Origin of the sequence: Colwellia sp. TT2012 (genome assembly GCF_001440345.1) — a bacterium.
In the GTDB taxonomy this organism is placed as follows: domain Bacteria; phylum Pseudomonadota; class Gammaproteobacteria; order Enterobacterales; family Alteromonadaceae; genus Colwellia.
Genome location: NZ_LJYX01000002.1, coordinates 209231 through 227967, shown reverse-complemented (window position 1 = coordinate 227967; position 18737 = coordinate 209231). Strand labels below are relative to the sequence as shown.

Here is an 18737-nt window from a genome sequence, read left to right as displayed (position 1 = left end):
TGAATACAGTACAGCGATGAAAGATCTGTTGATGTAGCTATCTATTCAGCCCGCTATCGATAAATGTTATTAATATAAGATATTTGTCCTTGAACTTAAGATAAATTCAGTTAAACTGACATTTGAACGACATTCGAATACAATTACAAAATAAGATTTATATATGGCTCCAGCTCCAAGATTTAGCGCAGCAGAACAAGAAAAATTAATTATTTACGCAGCAATCAAGGCTATTGAAAACAGTAGTTTATTAGATTTTTCAATGTCCGCTATTGCCAAATTAGCGGGTCTGTCTATGGGCTCTGTTTATAAATTCGTCCAATGCAAAGAAGATGTACTGATTGCCTTAGCCACTCGCATGTATCAAGAACGACAAAGTGTTTTTAAAAAAGTTCTCGCTTTACCCCTGACCACACCAGAGCGCATTATTGCCACTAGCTTGTTAGATTTTTCCAAGGTGCAAATGTATAGCTTTGATAGTCAGCTCGAAAGCATTGTCAACACCCAAGCCATGATGAAGCGCTGCTCACAGCGTTGGTTAACACAGATGATAGCCTGCGGTGAGCGCTGCCAAGCTATGTTTCAACAATTTTTACAAGCCGCCGCTGATTCCGGTGAATTAACCTCAGGTAGCCGAGATATTGAAGAGATAAACATAGGCAGCTGGTCGTTATCCTTGGGTTATTTTCAAACGGTACGTGTACACCAATGCTGGCGCAACGATCTAGCTGAAAATCTAGCAGAAGAAATGTTAGCGCTTGCACCTGATAATTTACATATTCGCACCATGCAGCGCTTAGTCAATACCTATGATTGGCAGCAAAAAATAACAGATGATGGCATAAAAGAAGTATGCCTACGCCTAACAGAGGCTGGGCTTAGGTAAGTTTAAAGGCCAATACCTGCACAGATTAACTATCATTAAACAACTAAGCCGCAATACAGTAAATACGCTCAAGGCATTAATTAAGCGTTTTAAAAAATAAGGATAAAGGAACAATCATGAATCTAACTAAATGGCTTGTGGTGATTATATTATTAGCCGGCACTATTTTTGGCTTATATAGCTATAAATCATCACTACAACAAGCGGCCAATGCCCATGCTGCCAGCATGCCTGAGCCAGCAGCAACCGTTACTGCGGTAACCGTCAGCAATATTAGTTATCAGCAGCATATTCAGATAAGTGGCGAAGTACAAGCGTTCAAGTTTTTACTGCTTATTAACGAACTTGCCGGTGAAATTACCCAGTTAAATGCCAGCTCTGGCAGTGTCGTTAAAAAAGGCCAAGTGTTGTTGGTATTAGACCATAGGGACGAAGATGCCCGTTTAATGGCAGCTCAAGCAACATTGACGCTACAGCAGCAGACCCTAACGCGTAATATTGCGTTGCGTAAAAATCGCGGCATTAGTGAAGAACGAGTTGACCAAGCTCGCGCCGCAGTACAAATAGCACAAGCAGATATTGCGGTGATTACTACGGCAATAGATAAAAAAACCTTAACTGCGCCCTTTACCGCTAAGGTTGGTATTCATAGCTTAGAAGTTGGCCAGTATTTAGACAAAAACAGCCAAGTGCTTGATCTTATTGGTATCAATGACCTTACTTGGATTGATTTTCATTTGCCGCAACGCTATCAAGAGCTAAGTTTAGGCTCGACGGTAAAAATTAGCCCAATGAATCAAGATGCTGAGTTTGCAGCAAAAATTATAGCTATCGACCCTCAGTTATCACGCATCTCACGTCATTTAAAATACCGCGCACAATTACCCTCAGCAATCCTAGCATTAAAACCAAATACCTTGGTCTCTGTGATAGTGCCCATTGCTAAGCAAGTTATACTCGCATCAGTACCTGATTTAGCGATAAAACGCGATGCCTTAGGTGACTATGTTTTTGTCTTAGAAGCTGCCGGTAAGGGTAGCTATCGCGCGAAACAAGTAGCCGTTAAACTTGGCCAGCGACAAGGTGAACGGGTAATGATACTTGCCGGCATAACAGCAGGCCAGCTGGTTGCCAATAAAGGCGCGTTCAAATTATATCCTGGTATGAAAGTATACCTTGCCCATGAAGCGGCTGATGAAACTGCCAAAGTAGCCGCTAAAGCGCCTGCTCTCGATGCAAGTGCACAATAATAAGGGCTTATGATGCAAGAAAATAAACCATCGATTATGGACGTTTTTGTCAAGCGACCTGTGGTCGCCATTGTTTTGTCTATTATTATTTGTATTGCCGGCCTATGGTCAGCAAGTAAAATTCCGGTACTGCAATTTCCGAAAATTGAAAGTGCCTCATTAGTAATTGAGACCTATTACATCGGCGCTGCCGCTGATGTAGTGCAAGGTTTTGTTACCGAGCCAATTGAGCGTGTTGCCGCTACCGTGCCAGGGGTTGAATATGTCGAATCGACCAGCACATCTGGCAGTTCGAAAGTTACCGCTTGGCTAAAACTCAATGAAAATTCGACCTTGGCGCTAGCTGAATTAACCGCTCGCTTAAGTCAAATTCGTTTTGAGTTACCTGCTGGCGCGCAAGACCCCATGGTATCAGTGAGTCGTGCCGATAGACCTTTTGCGGTGTTTTATTTAAATGTTCATGCCAACGGTAATGACTTATCACGCATTACCGATTATTTAATTCGCCAAGTTAATCCGATTTTAAATGCTATTGAAGGTGTACAAAGAGTTGGTATTGAGGGCGCTCGAACACCGGCAATGCGTGTCTGGTTAGATCCAGAGGCACTACAAATATTTAACTTAAGCGCCAGTGATGTTTATCAAGCCTTAGCAGCAAACAACACCATAGCCACTTTGGGTTATGTCGAAAATAGTCGGCAAAAAATTGATATCGTTGCTAATACCCAACTCAGCAGTGTTGAAGAGTTTGAACAATTGGTGGTCAGTGAGCTAGATGGCGCGAATATCTATTTAAGAGATGTCGCAAAAATTGAGCTAGCAGCAGAAGATAGCAGTGTCACCGCTAGATTAAATGATCAAGATGCCGTTTATATTTCCATTTGGCCATTGCCTGGCGCTAATGAAATTGCCATTGGTGATAGGTTATATGAAACAGTAGCTGAGCTAAACAAAACTCTACCCAACGGTATTTCCATTGGTTATGCTTACGACGGCACCTTGTATATGCGCGATGCCTTAACTGAGATTTTTACCACCTTAGCTGAAACAATCTTTTTAGTTGGCTTAGTAGTAGTACTACTTATGGGCTCTTTTAGAAGCGCTATAGTGCCATTAATCACCATACCTATTTCTATTTTAGGCGCTATTGCCGCTATGACTATGATGGGCTTTTCGTTAAACCTATTAACCGTGTTAGCTATCGTACTCTCGGTGGGTTTAGTGGTTGATGATTCCATTGTTGTAGTAGAAAATGTTGCCCGACTAATGCGTCAAGGCATGTCAAAATTTGATGCTGCCTTGATTAGTTCACGCCAGCTCTTGGTGCCCATTATCTCAATGACCTTAACACTGGCAGCCGTTTATGCACCTATCGGATTTTTGTCTGGTCTGACTGGGGTATTATTCAAAGAGTTTGCTTTTACCTTAGCGATTGCCGTTATCATTTCAGGGATTGTTGCCGTTACCTTGTCACCCATTATGAGCGCATATGTTGCTCCTCAAAGCGGTGAAGAAGGTTGGTTCACCCGTAAAGTAAATCACCTTTTTGAAAAGTTGCAGAGCAGCTACGCCAAGCTGTTACATAAGATTTTTAAGTGGCAAGGACAAGTATTTCTTATTGCTCTAGTGGTATCGCTACTTGCTGTGCCTTTTTATCTACACTCGAAAAAAGAACTCGCGCCCATAGAAGATCAATCGATGGTCATGTTTGTTATTCAATCACCTCCTGATGCTTCACTCGCTTATAACGTCGCACAAATGAATCCAGTAGTAGAAAGCTTGCAAGAAATAGAAGGCGGTAAGAAAGTTTGGCAGATCATCTTTGGCGGTGGTGGTTTTGGCGGTTTAGAGTTAGTCAGTGCCGATGAACGCGACTACAGCGCCCAGTCATTAGTGCCGCGTATTTACGGCAAATTAGCACAAATACCTGGGTTGAATATGTTTCCAATTCTCCCCTCCTCTTTACCGAGTTCAGGTCAGTTTGAAATTGACATGATTGTTAAAGCCTCTGCCCCCTATAGTGAAATGAAACAATATGCCGATCAACTTGTCGGAGCAGCCTTTGCCAGTGGGCAATTTCTTTTCGCTGATACCGACTTAAAAATAGACCTCCCACAAGTGGAACTGCAATTAAATCGAGAAAAAATTGCTGATTTAGGTATGACTGTCGGGCAAATTAGTGAGCAACTGAGTGTTTTATTATCGAGTAACTTTGTTAATCGCTTTGATGCTAACGGTAAAGCTTATCGCGTTATTCCCATCGTTAATGATGAAGTACGCAGTAAAACCGAAGCAATTTTATCATTGAATATTAAATTACCTACCGGCGAGCTATTACCTGTCTCAGCGGTGGCTGACTTAAAATGGAAAACGGTGCCGAGACAACTCGGTACCTTTGCTCAACAAGCTTCGTTTAGAATTTACGGTGGTGTCGCACCGGGATCAAACAAAGAAGCAGCGTTATCAGCCCTTGAAAAGGCAGCCAAAGAAATATTACCTTTAGGCTACTCAATTGACTACGCTGGTGAATCTAGACAGTTACGCCAAGAAGGTAATACCTTAATTATGGTATTGGCTGTTTCTTTATTGATTGTTTTCTTGGTATTAGCCATACAATTTAATAGCTTTAGAGATCCCTTAGTGGTGCTGCTAGGTTGTGTACCGTTAGCGCTATCGGGTGCGTTATTAATCCCTTATATGGAATTAACCACCATTAATATTTATTCGCAAATAGGTTTGATTACCTTGATTGGCTTAATTGCTAAGAATGGTATTTTAATTGTTGAATTTGCCAACCATGCCCAAGAGCTTGGCGCCAATAAACTCACGGCGGTCACTGAAGCGGCAACGACACGGTTACGGCCTATTTTAATGACCACAGCAGCAACAATACTCGGGCATTTTCCCTTAGTATTGGTTACTGGTGCAGGCGCAGAAGCGCGTAACAGCATTGGCATAATTTTAGTGGCAGGTATGTTTATTGGCACTATCTTTACCTTGTTTATTCTACCTAGCTTTTATTTATTACTGGCGGAAACAAGGCACAAGTTGGACGAACACGAATTTGACGTATCTGAAGAAGCCCTAGAAAAAGTACTTAATTAAAGTATTGTAGCTAGTGGATAAAACCACCCACCAAGATCCTGTGGGTGGTTTCAAGCTAGTATATGTTCAAGACTAACACTGTGATTTTTTATTCACTTAATTCAAAAAAACAGTGCGCTCTTAAGCCGTTTCTTATACTGTAACCTTGAGATATCCACCTATTTACTGAGCTGTTTTATCGCTATGAAACTACATCACCTTGACGGACATATTCAAACAATTTTACTAGCTGAATATCCCGATAAGTTACTGCTGCTTGATGGTTGCTGTCGCTCAGACATCTCGGTACTAAAGCACTTTATCACACAAACATTACAGCGTTCCTTTAGTGATATAACCTTAGTGGTGGTAACTCATATGCATCCCGATCACGCTGGCGCCGCTAATATGCTACGAAAAATAACCGGCTGTAAAATTGCCACCGCCAATGTCAGTGGCCAGTGGTATTCAGGCTTAGATGGTCGGCTTATGCATCTTACCGACATGCTGCTGGCTAAATGGGTAGCCAAACGCATGAAAAGACCCAGCAAGAACATTTGGTATTCAAGCCAACTCAAAGCTGACTATAAATTAGATGATGGCGAGGCGTTACCAGGATTTTCTGATTGGGTTGCCTTAGCCACTCAAGGGCATACTGATAGAGATTTATCTTTACATCACCTGCCCAGCAATAAAGTCTATGTTGCCGATTTAATGGTTAAAGTTAAAAATAAATTTATTCCGCCCTTCCCTCTTTTTTACCCAAATAGATATCGAGCATCACTGCACAAAATAATCGCGCTACAGGCCGACAGCATTATTCTTGCGCATGGTGGGGAAGTACACCTATCTGAGCATGATTTTCAACATTTATTAGCGCTAGCGCCTAAAATTCCTAGAACCCATTGGCGCTCTGTTAAGGCAAAGTTCAAGAGTTTAATAAAGTTTATGCCTAAAAATAACGCTCATAAGTAAACGATTAAGTTACGTTAACAACTCACTAATGCAATTAATTATCAATTAGATTAAAATCAGCCTTTGAAACTATCTAAAGGATAAAGCTGTGACACCGTTAATTTTATCGGGAGCCATTTTTTTCACCCTCGCCCTGATCTTTTATTCTATTGGTATCTGGAATGACTATTACCATAAAAAATTAAAGATGTGGCATTTAACCATGTTTGGACTGGGAGTCATTACCGATACTATTGGCACTATCATGATGTACCTGCATGTCGGCCACCTTATCTTTACTGCCCATTCAATTTCGGGCTTCTTAGGGCTTTTCTTGATGATTTTCCATTTTTGTTGGGCATTCATCGCTATCCGGAATAATGATCTTGAGCTGCAAAAAACTTTCCACCGCTTTAGCATCCTTGTTTGGGCTTTCTGGATGATTTCCTATATTTCTGGTCTGTATCTTGGGATTAGTGGCTTAGGGAAATGATTAACCAGCAATAGTTCTGTCATCTGTGCATAGGCATAATGGTTGAATTATTGCTGATGTATGACAATTCGCCTGTTAAAGCGGTCATACCACCCCATTTTTGCTAATAAAATACCCGTGGTAAATTCTCGCACTAGGTAAAAAAGTAACACTTGGCTTGCTAACAACAACTATAAAAACCTTCCTGCTGATTGAATATAAATTGAAAACTGCTATACCTTAGCTACCCATTGTCGTGTTACAAGGACGCAATTCACTATGTCTTCTGCTATTAAAAACACCAAAAATTTAACCGGTAAAATTGAAATAGATCGAGACGAACGCAGGCATGTTTGCCCGAGTACACATGCATTGTGGACGCAACTGAGTGTTGCCCAGCAAGCGTCTGTCAGTTCAATGTATAATTATGGCTATGAACTAAGTTTTATTCGCACCCAAGATGAAATAACTCAGGTAGTCATGTTGCTTAATGAGGCGGTCATTGCCATTGATGAGGAAGGGACTATTAATACTCAAGTAAGTATTCATATACGAAAATAGTATTTATTGGCTATCTCAAACATTATAAAAAGCTCATTTTCGATCGTATATCTCATTATTTATAACAAACCACACATGGTACAAACGCACTAATAATGATCCAGAGCAACGAAATAGAGTTTATACTTTAGAAATAGCTTTATTTATGGTGGGCTTTGTCGACATCCGTGACAAATATAATATCATCAAGACTTAGATTATAACGCTGATGATCAATAAACCTTCATAGATAAGTCTTTACAACTATTCAAGAAAACCTCTGCTTTCGTATCTAATAAGTTGAATTGGTTATTGTTATTACCTAGTCAAACAGATGTAACTCTCCAACTGTACTGTCAACTTGATAATATTAAATTAGAATTAATGTACCAAGAGCTTTAACTGCTATATGTTAGCTAGCTTAACCTTTTATAATTGATAAAACGTATGGCGTTAAAAGCAGATTTAAGACATTTCCTTGACGAAGAAGGTAACGTACTAGAACTTACGGAACAAGCAAAAACGGTTTTCAAATTTCTGATCAAAATAGTGTCATCGGTTTCTGAAAATATAGAGCAACCACTCATTGATGTTGATTTGAAATGCAACAGCCGAGCTGACGAACTTTTTTGTCTAGGAGGCATTGCGGCAACAGGTATTGCCATGGGTATAATTGAGTGGCATTGCGATACCTGTGAAGCCTCTGGAACGATCTCAAATTGGCAAGGAAGCCTGTGGGACAAGCAAGAGCGCACAATCCATTAATCCACATGCATCCCTAACAAGTTTAGTGACCAACAAAAAAATTAAGCGAAACTAACTGTTTCAGAGGTGATGGCTTGAACTAAATCTAAGTTCAAGCCATCAGGTTCAGAGCCTTTGAGAATTTTCGAGACAGAACAATATTAACGCTCACTCTGTGGTATTAGTGAGCCATAACTATTTAGCCAATGAATAGTGAAAAATAGTTCACCGCTAATGACTTCTTGGTGCGCATTGCGGAAGTAAGTCACTTCCATATCCAAACGTCTACTTGTGAGGATAAAGCGGTCAATTGATATTTTGTCAATAAATTAACCGATGCAATAAAGTGTCTTATTCCATTAAACAATATCATCTACTCTATTCATAATTATATGGAGCTTTATTGAAGTTTAATGGCTATAGATACAAACCATATTTCGACCATTTTTCTTCGCTTTATATAACATCTGGTCAGCTTTATCAATATCAATTAAAGGATCAGAATCTTGGTATTTTGCTACACCAATACTTAATGTAATTGGGACATGGATATTGTCAATATAGAATTTATTTTTAATTATCTCTAGCCTGATTCTTTCTGCAATTGAATCTACGTTTTCTACAGTGCAATTTGAAATAACGGCTATAAATTCCTCTCCACCATAACGTGCAACTACATCATTTTCACTTAAGCATGACTTTAACGTTTGAGAAATATGTTGGAGGGCTTTATCACCAACAATATGACCAAATTTATCATTTATTTTTTTGAAAAAATCGGCATCAAACATAATAAAATAATGGCTTGTATTACTCGGTAAAGATTCAACTATTTCAAAAAAAGCTCTCCTATTTAATAATCCAGTTAAGCTATCAGTGTTTGATAAATTGACAAGTTTACTTTCTTTTAATCCTGATACTAGCATTAGAAATGCAATGGTTGATGATAAATGAGCAAACATAATGCAAATGAGCGAAATATTTCGTATTTGGTTATTTAAATAACTTGATGGATATGATGAAAAGGTTAATGAATTCATATATGCAAAATGTGCAATGATTAAAATAAATAATGAATAAGTAAAAAAGTTTATTTCTTTAGGTAAATTTGAAAGTCTAACTTTTTTTCGAATCATATAAAGTAAATATGAATAAGGTATTAGTGCGACAATTAGCTCAATAAATGGAACTCTTATAGTCCTTGAAATATCTATTACCGTAATTACAGTTGATATAATTATTGCTATATAAAACCATATACGTTCGAATTTTAGATAGGATCGTATTTCTAATAATTCAAGGAATGACCGACAATAATAATAAGATACAAAAACAAAAAATATATTATTTAATATTGCCCCTAAGTGAGGTAATGAATTGGTAAATATTGCAGTCAATGTGAACATTAAACATAAAAATAATGCATGAAACGAGTATTGTTGCACACCCTTAATTTCAGGGTTTTTTACTTGAAAATATATTGCAGAGATTAAAATTTGGCTAGTGACAACCGCGAATACAATTCTTATTGTGAAACCATCTATCAAGTTTATGCCCTCATAATATTTACTAGCGGAGATAATGTATTACCACTAACAATATAGTTCAATCATGTTTATTTAAATATTTAATTTCCAGCAGTAGCTTATTTTTGCTTATAGTTTTACATTACCTTATTCTTTTCAAACGGTTAGCTTAATGTAAGTAATCAACTATGCAAAGTCAGCATTGCGAATATTACTTCAAATATTTATGGCCGCTTATGTATCAATAGCGCACCTAATTTTGAGTGATTTCAGCTAATAGATATAGTCCGTTGTGTGGTAAATGCGGTCATGCTTGATCGTGGCATTAATAATGTCTATTCACATGGCACAAACGCACGAATAATGCTCAAGAACAAAAAATAGAGTTTATACTTTAGAAATAGCTTTACTTATATAGAGCTCTTGCTCTATAGTACACTTGTTCTTAAGCGAACACTTATTGTAATAATTTTTTGTAGCTTCCCCATAAGCTAACTATGCCGATGTAATTCTTAACTATTTATTAGTGGAGATATTATCATCGGCTTTTTTATGTCTTAAAATTAGCAAATAGTACTGTTTGCTCTTTTAAGCCCTGCTAAGGTGAGCCCTGTAATAGATAACTTCCCCGACACCACGGGTAAAGTCACCTTAATGAGGTAACTTGCTCTTACAGCCTTAATGGTAAGTTAGCGTTATTTTTCGCTAATGCCCCATATTAAAATACAACTGCCTAGTTCAGCGTTAGGTAACCGCGTAAACTATTACCAATATATTCATCAGCTAGTCATGTTACTTACACCTAACTAGCATAAACTAAGGGACCTTATGTCTGAACACTCCTCAACTACCTCACTAACAGACACAGACTCAAGACCAAAGCATCAAGATAAAAAAATAGCCATACTCTTTGAACTTTGGCAATTTATTCGTCCCTATAATGGTCAGGTGTTAGCGGCCTTTATCGCCCTTATTTTTACTGCTGGGGTAATGTTGTCCGTTGGGCAAGGCGTTAGAATGCTTATTGATGAGGGCTTTGCTCAACAGTCAATTGAACAATTAGAGCACGCGGTGCTCTTTATCTTAGCCATCACCGTATTAATTGCCGGCGGTACCTTTGCCCGTTTTTATCTAGTTTCATGGATAGGTGAGCGAGTGAGTGCTGATATGCGTTTAGCGGTGTTTAATCATGTCATTACCTTGCACCCCAGCTACTTTGAGACCCATGGCAGCGGCGATATCATGTCGCGTATCACCACTGACACCACTTTATTACAAAGTATTATTGGTTCTTCATTTTCCATGGCGATTCGCAGTGTATTAATGCTTATTGGCGCCTTGGCAATGCTATTTGCCACCAATATTAAATTAACCGTTATTGTTTTAATAGCAGTGCCGTTTATTTTGGTGCCTATTTTATTTTATGGCCGTAAAGTAAGAAAATTATCACGTAAAAGCCAAGATTCCATGGCCGATGTTGGCAGCTATGCTGGTGAAGCCATTGAACATATTAAAACGGTGCAAAGTTATACCCATGAACAGCATGAAAGACACGCGTTTGCTGTGGAAGTTGAAAAGTCCTTTGATATTGGCCGTAGCCGCATACAGCAAAGAGCCACGTTAATAGCCGGTGTTATTATTATTGTTTTTGGCGCTATTACCGGCATGTTATGGGTCGGTGGCAGCGATGTTATTCAAGGTAAGATGAGTGGTGGTGATTTAGGCGCTTTTGTATTTTATGCCATTTTAGTTGCATCTTCTTTAGCAACTATTTCAGAAGTTTTGGGAGAATTGCAACGTGCCGCTGGCGCGACCGAAAGGTTAATTGAGATTCTACAGGTTGAAAGCCATATTCTTCCCCCTGTTGAAAATGTTATCTCAGCAAAAGAACTCTCCGCAGAAATAGCCTTTGAGGAAGTAAGCTTTAATTACCCTTCAAGGCCAGATCAATCAGCTACCCGAGGGCTAAATTTAATTGCTGAGCAGGGAAAAGTATTAGCCTTAGTTGGCCCCTCTGGTGCAGGAAAAACCACATTATTCGAACTGCTGCAGCGCTTTTATGATCCACAAGCTGGCCGTATTACCTTGGGCGGGATTGATATACGTCAACTGGATCCAAAAGATCTTCGCCAGAAAATGGCGCTAGTGCCGCAACAACCCGCATTATTTAGCAGTGATGTTTTTCATAATATACGCTACGGCAAACCTGATGCTAGCGATGAAGAAGTGATCTCAGCGGCTAAAAAAGCCCATGCTCATGAATTTATAAGTCAATTACCACAAGGCTATAATAGCTTTTTAGGTGAGCGCGGTGTACGTCTGTCTGGAGGGCAACGTCAGCGTATAGCTATCGCTCGTGCAATATTAAAAGACCCAGATATTTTATTATTAGATGAAGCAACCAGTGCCCTTGATAGTGAGAGTGAACATCATGTGCAACAAGCCTTAGAGGAATTAATGCGTGGCCGTACTACCATTATTATTGCTCATCGTTTTTCAACCATACAACACGCTGATAAAATTGCGGTATTAGATCAAGGCCAGTTAGTTGATATCGGTGATCACCAATCATTATTGCAAACCTGTGACTTATATCAGCGATTAGTAGAGCTACAGTTTAAGCAAGTAAGTTAATAGCAATTCCATTAAATTATTGCCCTCTGCTGCGGGTTAAAATAAGGATTAAGCTCTATTTATCGATACAAAAAAAGGAGAACCGCTAAAGTATTCTCCTTTTTTCATTTTTGATTAGTCGATTTAATTAATTCTGAAAATCTTCGGGTAAGATATTTTCATCTTCATCGTCTAAATCACTTGCTTCAGGCAAGTCATATTCTTGGGCTTCTTGTTCAAGCCAATCACAAATAACGACATCAGCTTCTTCTTTGCCAGTATATTTTAGTGAGGAGAAAGCTTGTACTCTAATATCGGCATTTAATGGCGCTAATGCTTTTTTAACGCTAAGCACCTCAGCGCTACGTTTACCTTGTGATAACTTGTCACACTTAGTTAACAAGACTAACACGGCTAATTCACTATCTGCCGCCCAATGGATTAAATCCATATCTAAGTCTTTTAGCGGATGACGTATATCCATTAAAATAACTAGGCCTTTTAAGCATTGACGTTTTTCTAGATATTCACCTAATGCTTTTTGCCATTTTTTCTTCATTTCTAATGGCACTTTGGCAAAGCCATAACCGGGTAAATCAATAAGGCGTCGATTCTCTGCCACTTCAAATACGTTAATCAGCTGAGTTCGACCTGGGGTTTTACTTATGCGCGCTAAACCTCGTTGATTGGTTAGCGTATTCAAAGCGCTTGATTTACCGGCATTAGAGCGACCCGCAAAGGCGACTTCGATACCAGAATCAGCTGGTAAACGACGAATATCTGGAGCGCTAATGGTAAAGGTGGCTTTACTTAAATGTATCTTTGTAGAAGACAAGGGCTTAACTCGTTTAAAATTTTCGCCATTATAGCGTTTTTTTACCGCTTTTATTATCAAAAAAATGCACAAATCAGTGAAATCAGCTGTTTTTTTGCTGGATTTCGCCTCACCACTATTACAAGGCGCTAATATTCGTGTAAAATGACGACACATCCATCATACTTTTTTATCATTTTTTAATTACATAGCGATTATATTATTCAAGCAGCTAGGTAGTTAATGACAAGCAGAGAGCAACTCAATGAAAAAAATTATCTTTTCGCTACTTGTAGCCTTAAGTTCCGTCAGTGCTGCGCAAGCCGCAGATGCTAACGCAGGTAAAGAAAAAGCAGCTGTTTGTAGCGCCTGTCATGGCCCTACAGGCGTTAGTGCAAGTCCTATGTTTCCTAACCTTGCCGGTCAAAATGACGCTTATATCATTAAGCAATTAAAAGATTTCAAATCAGGCGCTCGTACCGATGCCATGATGGCGCCTATGGCGGCTAACCTATCTGATGCAGATATGGCTGATTTAGCGGCTCACTTCTCCGGTTTACCTAGTGCCAACGAACAAGCTGCAGCATCAGCAAGTACAGGCTCTAGCGCAGAAACAGCACCAAGCAGTGCACCCGTTGCCGGTAATGTTGAAGTTCTTTCTTCTACTCCAGCAGCAGCAATTTACGCAGGTAATGTAGCAGCAGGTAAAAACAAAGCGGTAGCATGTGCCGCCTGTCACGGCGCCGACGGTAACAGCTTAGCCCCTATGTACCCAAGCCTTGCTGGTCAAAGTGCTAACTATCTTGCCAAACAATTAGCTGATTTCAAATCAGGGGATCGTAAAGACCCTGTAATGGCGGGTATGGTTGCCGCGTTATCGAAAGAAGACATCAACGACTTAGCCGCATTTTTCGCTGTGCAAAGCACGAATACTGGTACTGGTGAGTCAAATGAAGCCGGCCATAAATTATACTTGGGTGGCGATACTAAAAAAGGTGTGACCGCTTGTATTGCTTGTCATGGTGTAGCAGGTAAAGGTATGAAACAAGCTGGTTTTCCAAGCCTTACCGGCCAAAGTAAAGATTACTTGAAAAAGCAGCTTGCTAGCTTCCGTGACGCCAGCCGTAGTAATGACAACAATGGCATTATGCGTAACATCGCCATTAAATTATCAGATGCTGATATTGAAGCCGTTGCACAATACATCACGTCATTAAAATAATAATGGCTTGCTTGCTTCATTAGCCAGTTTCTAAAAAAAGCAGCGTTTATCGCTGCTTTTTTTTTCATGGTACTTTTACATAACTAATAATTAAACCGCCAGCGACCAAGTGAATGGACAACTAGCAATTAAATGGACCACAAAATAAACCCAAGTTTCTTTGTCGCTTGCCCGCAGTGTGATGCACTTTATGACAAGCCGCACTTAAAACAAGGACAACTAGCCAAATGTAATCATTGTGGCAGTACCTTGATAGAACGCAAGGTTGATTCCATTGAACGTAGCTTTCACTGGTCTCTTGCAGGTTTAATGTTAATGTTTCCGGCCATTTTATTACCGCTCATGGGTATTACCTTTGCTGGGCAATTTCATCAGGCGTCATTATTTGATTGTATTTTGGTGTTGATTGATCGTGGCTTTTTTATGATTGCCTGCTTAGTATTTCTCTTTGCTATTGCCGTGCCCATTGTCCGTCTAGCGGGTGCACTTTATATTTCCTACTGCTTTAAATTTAATAAACTAAAACCATCGTTATTGAATTTTTTCCGCGCTTATCATCATCTTGATAACTGGGCTATGCTCAATGTTTTTCTGCTAGCTATTGTCGTTTCTATGTATAAATTAATTGATGATACTGAACTATCGATAAATCTGGGCTTATTTGCTTTTGTCTTCTGGTTAATTTGCTCCACTATGTCTGCGGCAGCACTCGACCAAGACTATATCTGGGATAAGTTAGAGCGGGCTTTTTCAAGGAGCTGTGCTAATGAACACAGCTAAAAGCAATGGTCTATCCTTATGTCCTAAATGCCATAAGCTGAATAGTTTACAAGCCGAACCTCAACAGTGTAGTCGCTGTCATGGTGTTTTTTACCAACGTAAGCGCAACAGCTTACAATACACTCTGGCTTGGAATGTCGCCGCCCTATTAGCTTTTATCCCGGCGAACCTTTATCCGATAATGATTGTCTATCAATTAGGTATTCCTAGTGATGCCACTATCTTGTCAGGCATAGGCGAATTTATTGATCTTGGTTTATACCCGATAGCGATTATAATATTTACCGCCAGTATCATAGTGCCGCTAATAAAAATCATTGGTTTATTTGTGTTAGTTTATAAAGCACATACAGGGATCCGTTTAAAACCAAATAAACATAGTAAGATTTACCATATACTTGAGCTTTTAGGCCCTTGGTCAATGCTTGATGTCTTCGTTGTTGCTTTAATGGTTACCGTGGTAGAGCTTGGCTTTGTTACCTCGGTAGCCGCAGGTCCTGCGATAAATTACTTTACCATTACGGTGATTTTTACCATGTTTGCAGCCAACAGTTTTGACCCACGCTTATTATGGGATAAAGCAGCGGATAAGAACACAGTAAAACAAGCACAGTTACCGTCAGTAAACTTGCCCGCCACTTTACCAGAAGAAAAAGGACAGAAATGACCCAGAACAAGAATATTGCTGCCTCGACGCATAATCCCCCCCCAAAGAACAACCTTGCAGAAGTTGTTCCACGTCAGGGTATTTCAATTATTTGGTTTGTACCTTTTATCGCGTTAATTTTTGGCATATGGCTTACGGTAAAGGTGTTTGCGGAACAAGGCACCTATATCACCATAGAATTCGATAACGGCTCAGGTATAGTGCCCAATAAAACCGAAGTACGTTATAAAGGTTTAATCACTGGCTTGGTGAAAAAAGTTGTGCCTTCGCCAGACTTACAACATGTTATCGCCGAAGTTGAAATCTCTAAAGACTTCGCCGAGTATCTAACCAAAAACACTCGTTTTTGGTTAGTCAGTGCCGATATTTCCCTGCAAGGTGTCTCTGGCTTAGATACGCTCATTTCTGGTAGCTATATCACTATATTGCCGGATACCAAGAAAGGTATGGAAAGTCAGCATCATTTTATTGCCTTAGCAGAAGCGCCGACATTAGATATGTCGACCCCAGGCTTACACCTGACCTTGTATACCGACGTTTTAGGTTCTATTAGTGAAAATTCACCGATAAGCTTTAAACAGATCCCTATTGGCTATGTTACGGGTTATCACTATATTGAAAGTAGTAAAAAAATTGCCATCAATATTTTTATCAAGCCTGAATTTGCTCACTTAGTAAAAGAGAACTCGTTATTTTATAACACCAGTGGCATACAAGTGACGGCCTCACTCTCTGGTGGCGTTAAGATTAATACCGATTCTTTAGCATCCATTATGGCCGGCGGCATTGCGGTAGATACCCTAAGTTACCAAGAAGAATTATCGCCCGCAAAGAATGGCCAAGAATACCCCTTACATGCTGACTTTCAATCAGCAGAAATGGGTCATGAAGTCGAGTTAACCCTAGATTGGAATTCCGGCATAGATCACAATGCGGCCATTTTATTTCAAGGATTAACCATAGGCGTGATAGAGTCATTCAGTAAAATAGACCCTGTCAGGAGAAAAATTACTGCCATCGCTAAAGTGAATCCCCGTGTGGTGCCTTACTTAACGGAGCAGTCACAATTTTATATTGTTTCACCACAAATTAGTCTTACCGGCTTATCTAATGCTAAAACCTTATTAACAGGTAGCTACATTAGTATCAGGCCCTCATTAGCAGGTAAAGCCAGTAATAAATTTAAAGTCTTTAATAGTAAACCGCCTTATAAATATAGTGAACCGGGTTTGCACTTAATACTAAAAAGCAATGATCGCCGTTCTTTACAGGTCGGTAGCAATGTTTATTACAAGCAACAAGTAGTTGGTAACATACAAGCCATTGAAACTACGGCCCCTGAACAGCATTTAATACATATACATCTGCAAAAAGAATTTAGTCATTATGTGAATAACAGCAGTCGTTTTTACAATAATTCCGGTATTAAAATCTCGGCAAGTTTACTGGGGATTGATATTCAAGCGCAGTCATTACAAACTATCTTAACCGGTGGTATTGCCTTTACTAATATGGATGGTAGTCAGGTTAAGCAGAAAAATGCAGTTGATAATGGTGATAGTTTTACCCTCTATGCCAATGACAAACTGGCGGCACAAAATATTGCTTTCACACTAAATATCGCGATAAGTGAAAAAATAACGCTCAATACCCGGATTTTATATCGTGGTGTTGAAATTGGCGCAATTCATCAAGTGAATATCCTCGGTGAATACCAGCAACTGCAAGTGGGCTTATTAGCTAAATATCAGCATATATTAACAGCAGATACCCAGTTTTATTTAGTTAAACCCAGCTTAAGCCTTTCTGGTGCTAGCGATACCGATGCATTATTCGGCGGTAGCTACATCACTTTTAACCTTGGCCAAGGTGCAAGACAAACGCAGTTCACCTTGTTTAACAAACCACCGGTAAAATTGGCCAGCGCCCCAGGTTTACAGCTTACCTTAACCACTGACCACGCCAATGTGGCGACACCGGGTAGTGCTATTAGTTATCGCGGCATAACCATTGGTCAAGTAGACAATGTCAGCCTAGATAAAGCGGCCGATAATATTAAAGTCAGTATCACCATAGATGAAGAGCATAAAGACCTAGTGCAAAGCACCAGCCGTTTTTATAATGCCAGCGGTATTACTATCTCTGGCGGCATGAGCGACTTCGTGGTTAAAACTGAATCTCTTGATGCTATTTTACGTGGCGCTATCAGTTTTTATACTCCTGAAAATGCGCTTACTAGCTCGATAACAACCAGTGCGCCCGTTGCAGAGTTGACCAGCTTCACCTTGTTTAAACATGAAGAACAGGCAAAAGATGCCGGCCAAAGCATAAGCATACATTTTAACGATTTTTCCGGCTTAAAAGTAAATACCAAGGTGGTTTATCAAGAACAAACCATGGGCATAATTGAGCGTTTTATTTTTAGTGAAGATAAGGTCGGGGTTACCGCACTGGTGTTATTAAATGATCTAGGTAGCCAATATGCGAGACAAGGCACAAAGTTTTGGAAAATAGAGCCGGTAATTGGCTTAGTCGGTTCAAAAAATGTTGCCGCCTTACTTGACGGTGCTTTTATTGGTTTATTACCTGCTCATTCTTCTCAGGCTAAACAACTTGAGTTTTCCGCACTTGAACTCGCACCTACCGTTGAGCAATTAGCTTACGGTTTAAATATAAAATTAACCGCTACTCGTCTTGGCTCAGTACGTGTCGGTAATCCTGTTTTGTATCGTCAAATTAAAGTCGGCAAAGTGATTGGTATTGATTTATCACCTAGCGCGGATGAGGTAAATGTTTTTATTAATATTGCCAAACGTTACACATCGCTGGTCAACGGTAAAAGTCAATTTTGGAACACCAGTGGTATCAAGATTGAAGCCGGAATTTTCTCTGGCATTTCTATTGATTCTGAATCAATAGAAACCCTGATTGCTGGTGGTATCGCCTTTGCAACACCGGAGTTTGAGGATGAAAGTAGCAAGTTACCACTAAGCTTTATTTTGCATCAAGATCTTGATCAGGATTGGCTGGAATGGCAGCCTAAAATAGCCCTTAACCAACAAGCGGTAAAAGTTGAGTAAAAGCATTAATTAATTGCTTACATTTTTATTGCCGACAACGGTGTAATTTGGCGACTTTCTCATTTCGCTTAACTTAACTCCTGTTAAGTTAAGCGAAATAAACTC

At 39.6% G+C, this 18737-nt stretch carries 14 protein-coding genes and 1 pseudogene; 13 read left to right on the top strand and 2 right to left on the bottom strand.

Annotated features, from left to right (window positions below):
* Positions 1-163: 163 nt before the first annotated feature.
* From ASU03_RS01070 to ASU03_RS01040, 7 genes are all read left to right on the top strand, one after another.
* Complete coding sequence (locus tag ASU03_RS01070) at positions 164-886, top strand: TetR/AcrR family transcriptional regulator (protein ID WP_057830050.1); 723 nt, start codon at positions 164-166, stop codon at positions 884-886.
* A 116-nt stretch (positions 887-1002) separates the two neighbouring features.
* The gene (locus ASU03_RS01065) at positions 1003-2136 is read left to right on the top strand and encodes an efflux RND transporter periplasmic adaptor subunit (protein ID WP_057830049.1); all 1134 of its coding nucleotides are present in this window, start codon (positions 1003-1005) and stop codon (positions 2134-2136) included.
* Positions 2137-2148: 12 nt separating this feature from the next.
* A complete protein-coding gene (locus ASU03_RS01060) occupies positions 2149-5241 on the top strand; it encodes an efflux RND transporter permease subunit (protein ID WP_057830048.1) in 3093 nt (1030 codons plus the stop codon).
* A gap of 183 nt (positions 5242-5424) precedes the next feature.
* A complete protein-coding gene (locus ASU03_RS01055; protein ID WP_057830047.1) occupies positions 5425-6195 on the top strand; it encodes an MBL fold metallo-hydrolase in 771 nt (256 codons plus the stop codon).
* A gap of 88 nt (positions 6196-6283) precedes the next feature.
* Positions 6284-6667: an HsmA family protein gene (locus ASU03_RS01050; RefSeq protein ID WP_057830046.1), complete on the top strand. Its 384-nt coding sequence runs from the start codon at positions 6284-6286 to the stop codon at positions 6665-6667.
* Positions 6668-6925: 258 nt separating this feature from the next.
* Positions 6926-7207, top strand: a complete 282-nt coding sequence (locus ASU03_RS01045) for a hypothetical protein (protein WP_057830045.1) — start codon at positions 6926-6928, stop codon at positions 7205-7207.
* Positions 7208-7633: 426 nt separating this feature from the next.
* Positions 7634-7951, top strand: coding sequence for a hypothetical protein (locus tag ASU03_RS01040; protein ID WP_057830044.1), 318 nt, complete (start codon positions 7634-7636; stop codon positions 7949-7951).
* A gap of 389 nt (positions 7952-8340) precedes the next feature.
* On the opposite strand, the gene ASU03_RS01035 is transcribed toward ASU03_RS01040, so the two are convergent.
* Entirely contained in the window at positions 8341-9477 is a 1137-nt protein-coding gene (locus ASU03_RS01035) for a GGDEF domain-containing protein (protein WP_057830043.1), read from the bottom strand.
* 807 nt (positions 9478-10284) lie between these two features.
* On the opposite strand from ASU03_RS01035, the gene ASU03_RS01030 reads away from it, so the two are divergent.
* Complete coding sequence (locus tag ASU03_RS01030) at positions 10285-12090, top strand: ABC transporter ATP-binding protein/permease (protein ID WP_057830042.1); 1806 nt, start codon at positions 10285-10287, stop codon at positions 12088-12090.
* Positions 12091-12217: 127 nt separating this feature from the next.
* Here ASU03_RS01030 and yihA read toward each other — a convergent pair whose 3' ends face one another.
* Positions 12218-12904, bottom strand: a complete 687-nt coding sequence (yihA, locus tag ASU03_RS01025) for a ribosome biogenesis GTP-binding protein YihA/YsxC (protein ID WP_057830109.1) — start codon at positions 12902-12904, stop codon at positions 12218-12220.
* A 244-nt stretch (positions 12905-13148) separates the two neighbouring features.
* Here yihA and ASU03_RS22020 point away from each other — a divergent pair.
* The 5 genes and pseudogenes from ASU03_RS22020 to ASU03_RS01005 form a co-directional block, all read left to right on the top strand.
* Positions 13149-13418 (top strand): annotated as a pseudogene (locus ASU03_RS22020) (c-type cytochrome); the annotation flags it as partial.
* A gap of 144 nt (positions 13419-13562) precedes the next feature.
* Entirely contained in the window at positions 13563-14105 is a 543-nt protein-coding gene (locus ASU03_RS22015; RefSeq protein ID WP_231731464.1) for a c-type cytochrome, read from the top strand.
* Between the two features lie 132 nt (positions 14106-14237).
* Positions 14238-14885 (top strand): paraquat-inducible protein A, encoded by a 648-nt coding sequence (locus tag ASU03_RS01015; protein WP_057830040.1) that lies wholly within the window; start codon positions 14238-14240, stop codon positions 14883-14885.
* Complete coding sequence (locus ASU03_RS01010; RefSeq protein ID WP_057830039.1) at positions 14872-15552, top strand: paraquat-inducible protein A; 681 nt, start codon at positions 14872-14874, stop codon at positions 15550-15552. The genes ASU03_RS01015 and ASU03_RS01010 overlap by 14 nt, the downstream gene beginning before the upstream one ends.
* Positions 15549-18632, top strand: coding sequence for a PqiB family protein (locus ASU03_RS01005; RefSeq protein WP_057830038.1), 3084 nt, complete (start codon positions 15549-15551; stop codon positions 18630-18632). Before ASU03_RS01010 ends, ASU03_RS01005 begins: the two co-directional genes overlap by 4 nt.
* The last annotated feature ends 105 nt before the right edge of the window (positions 18633-18737 follow it).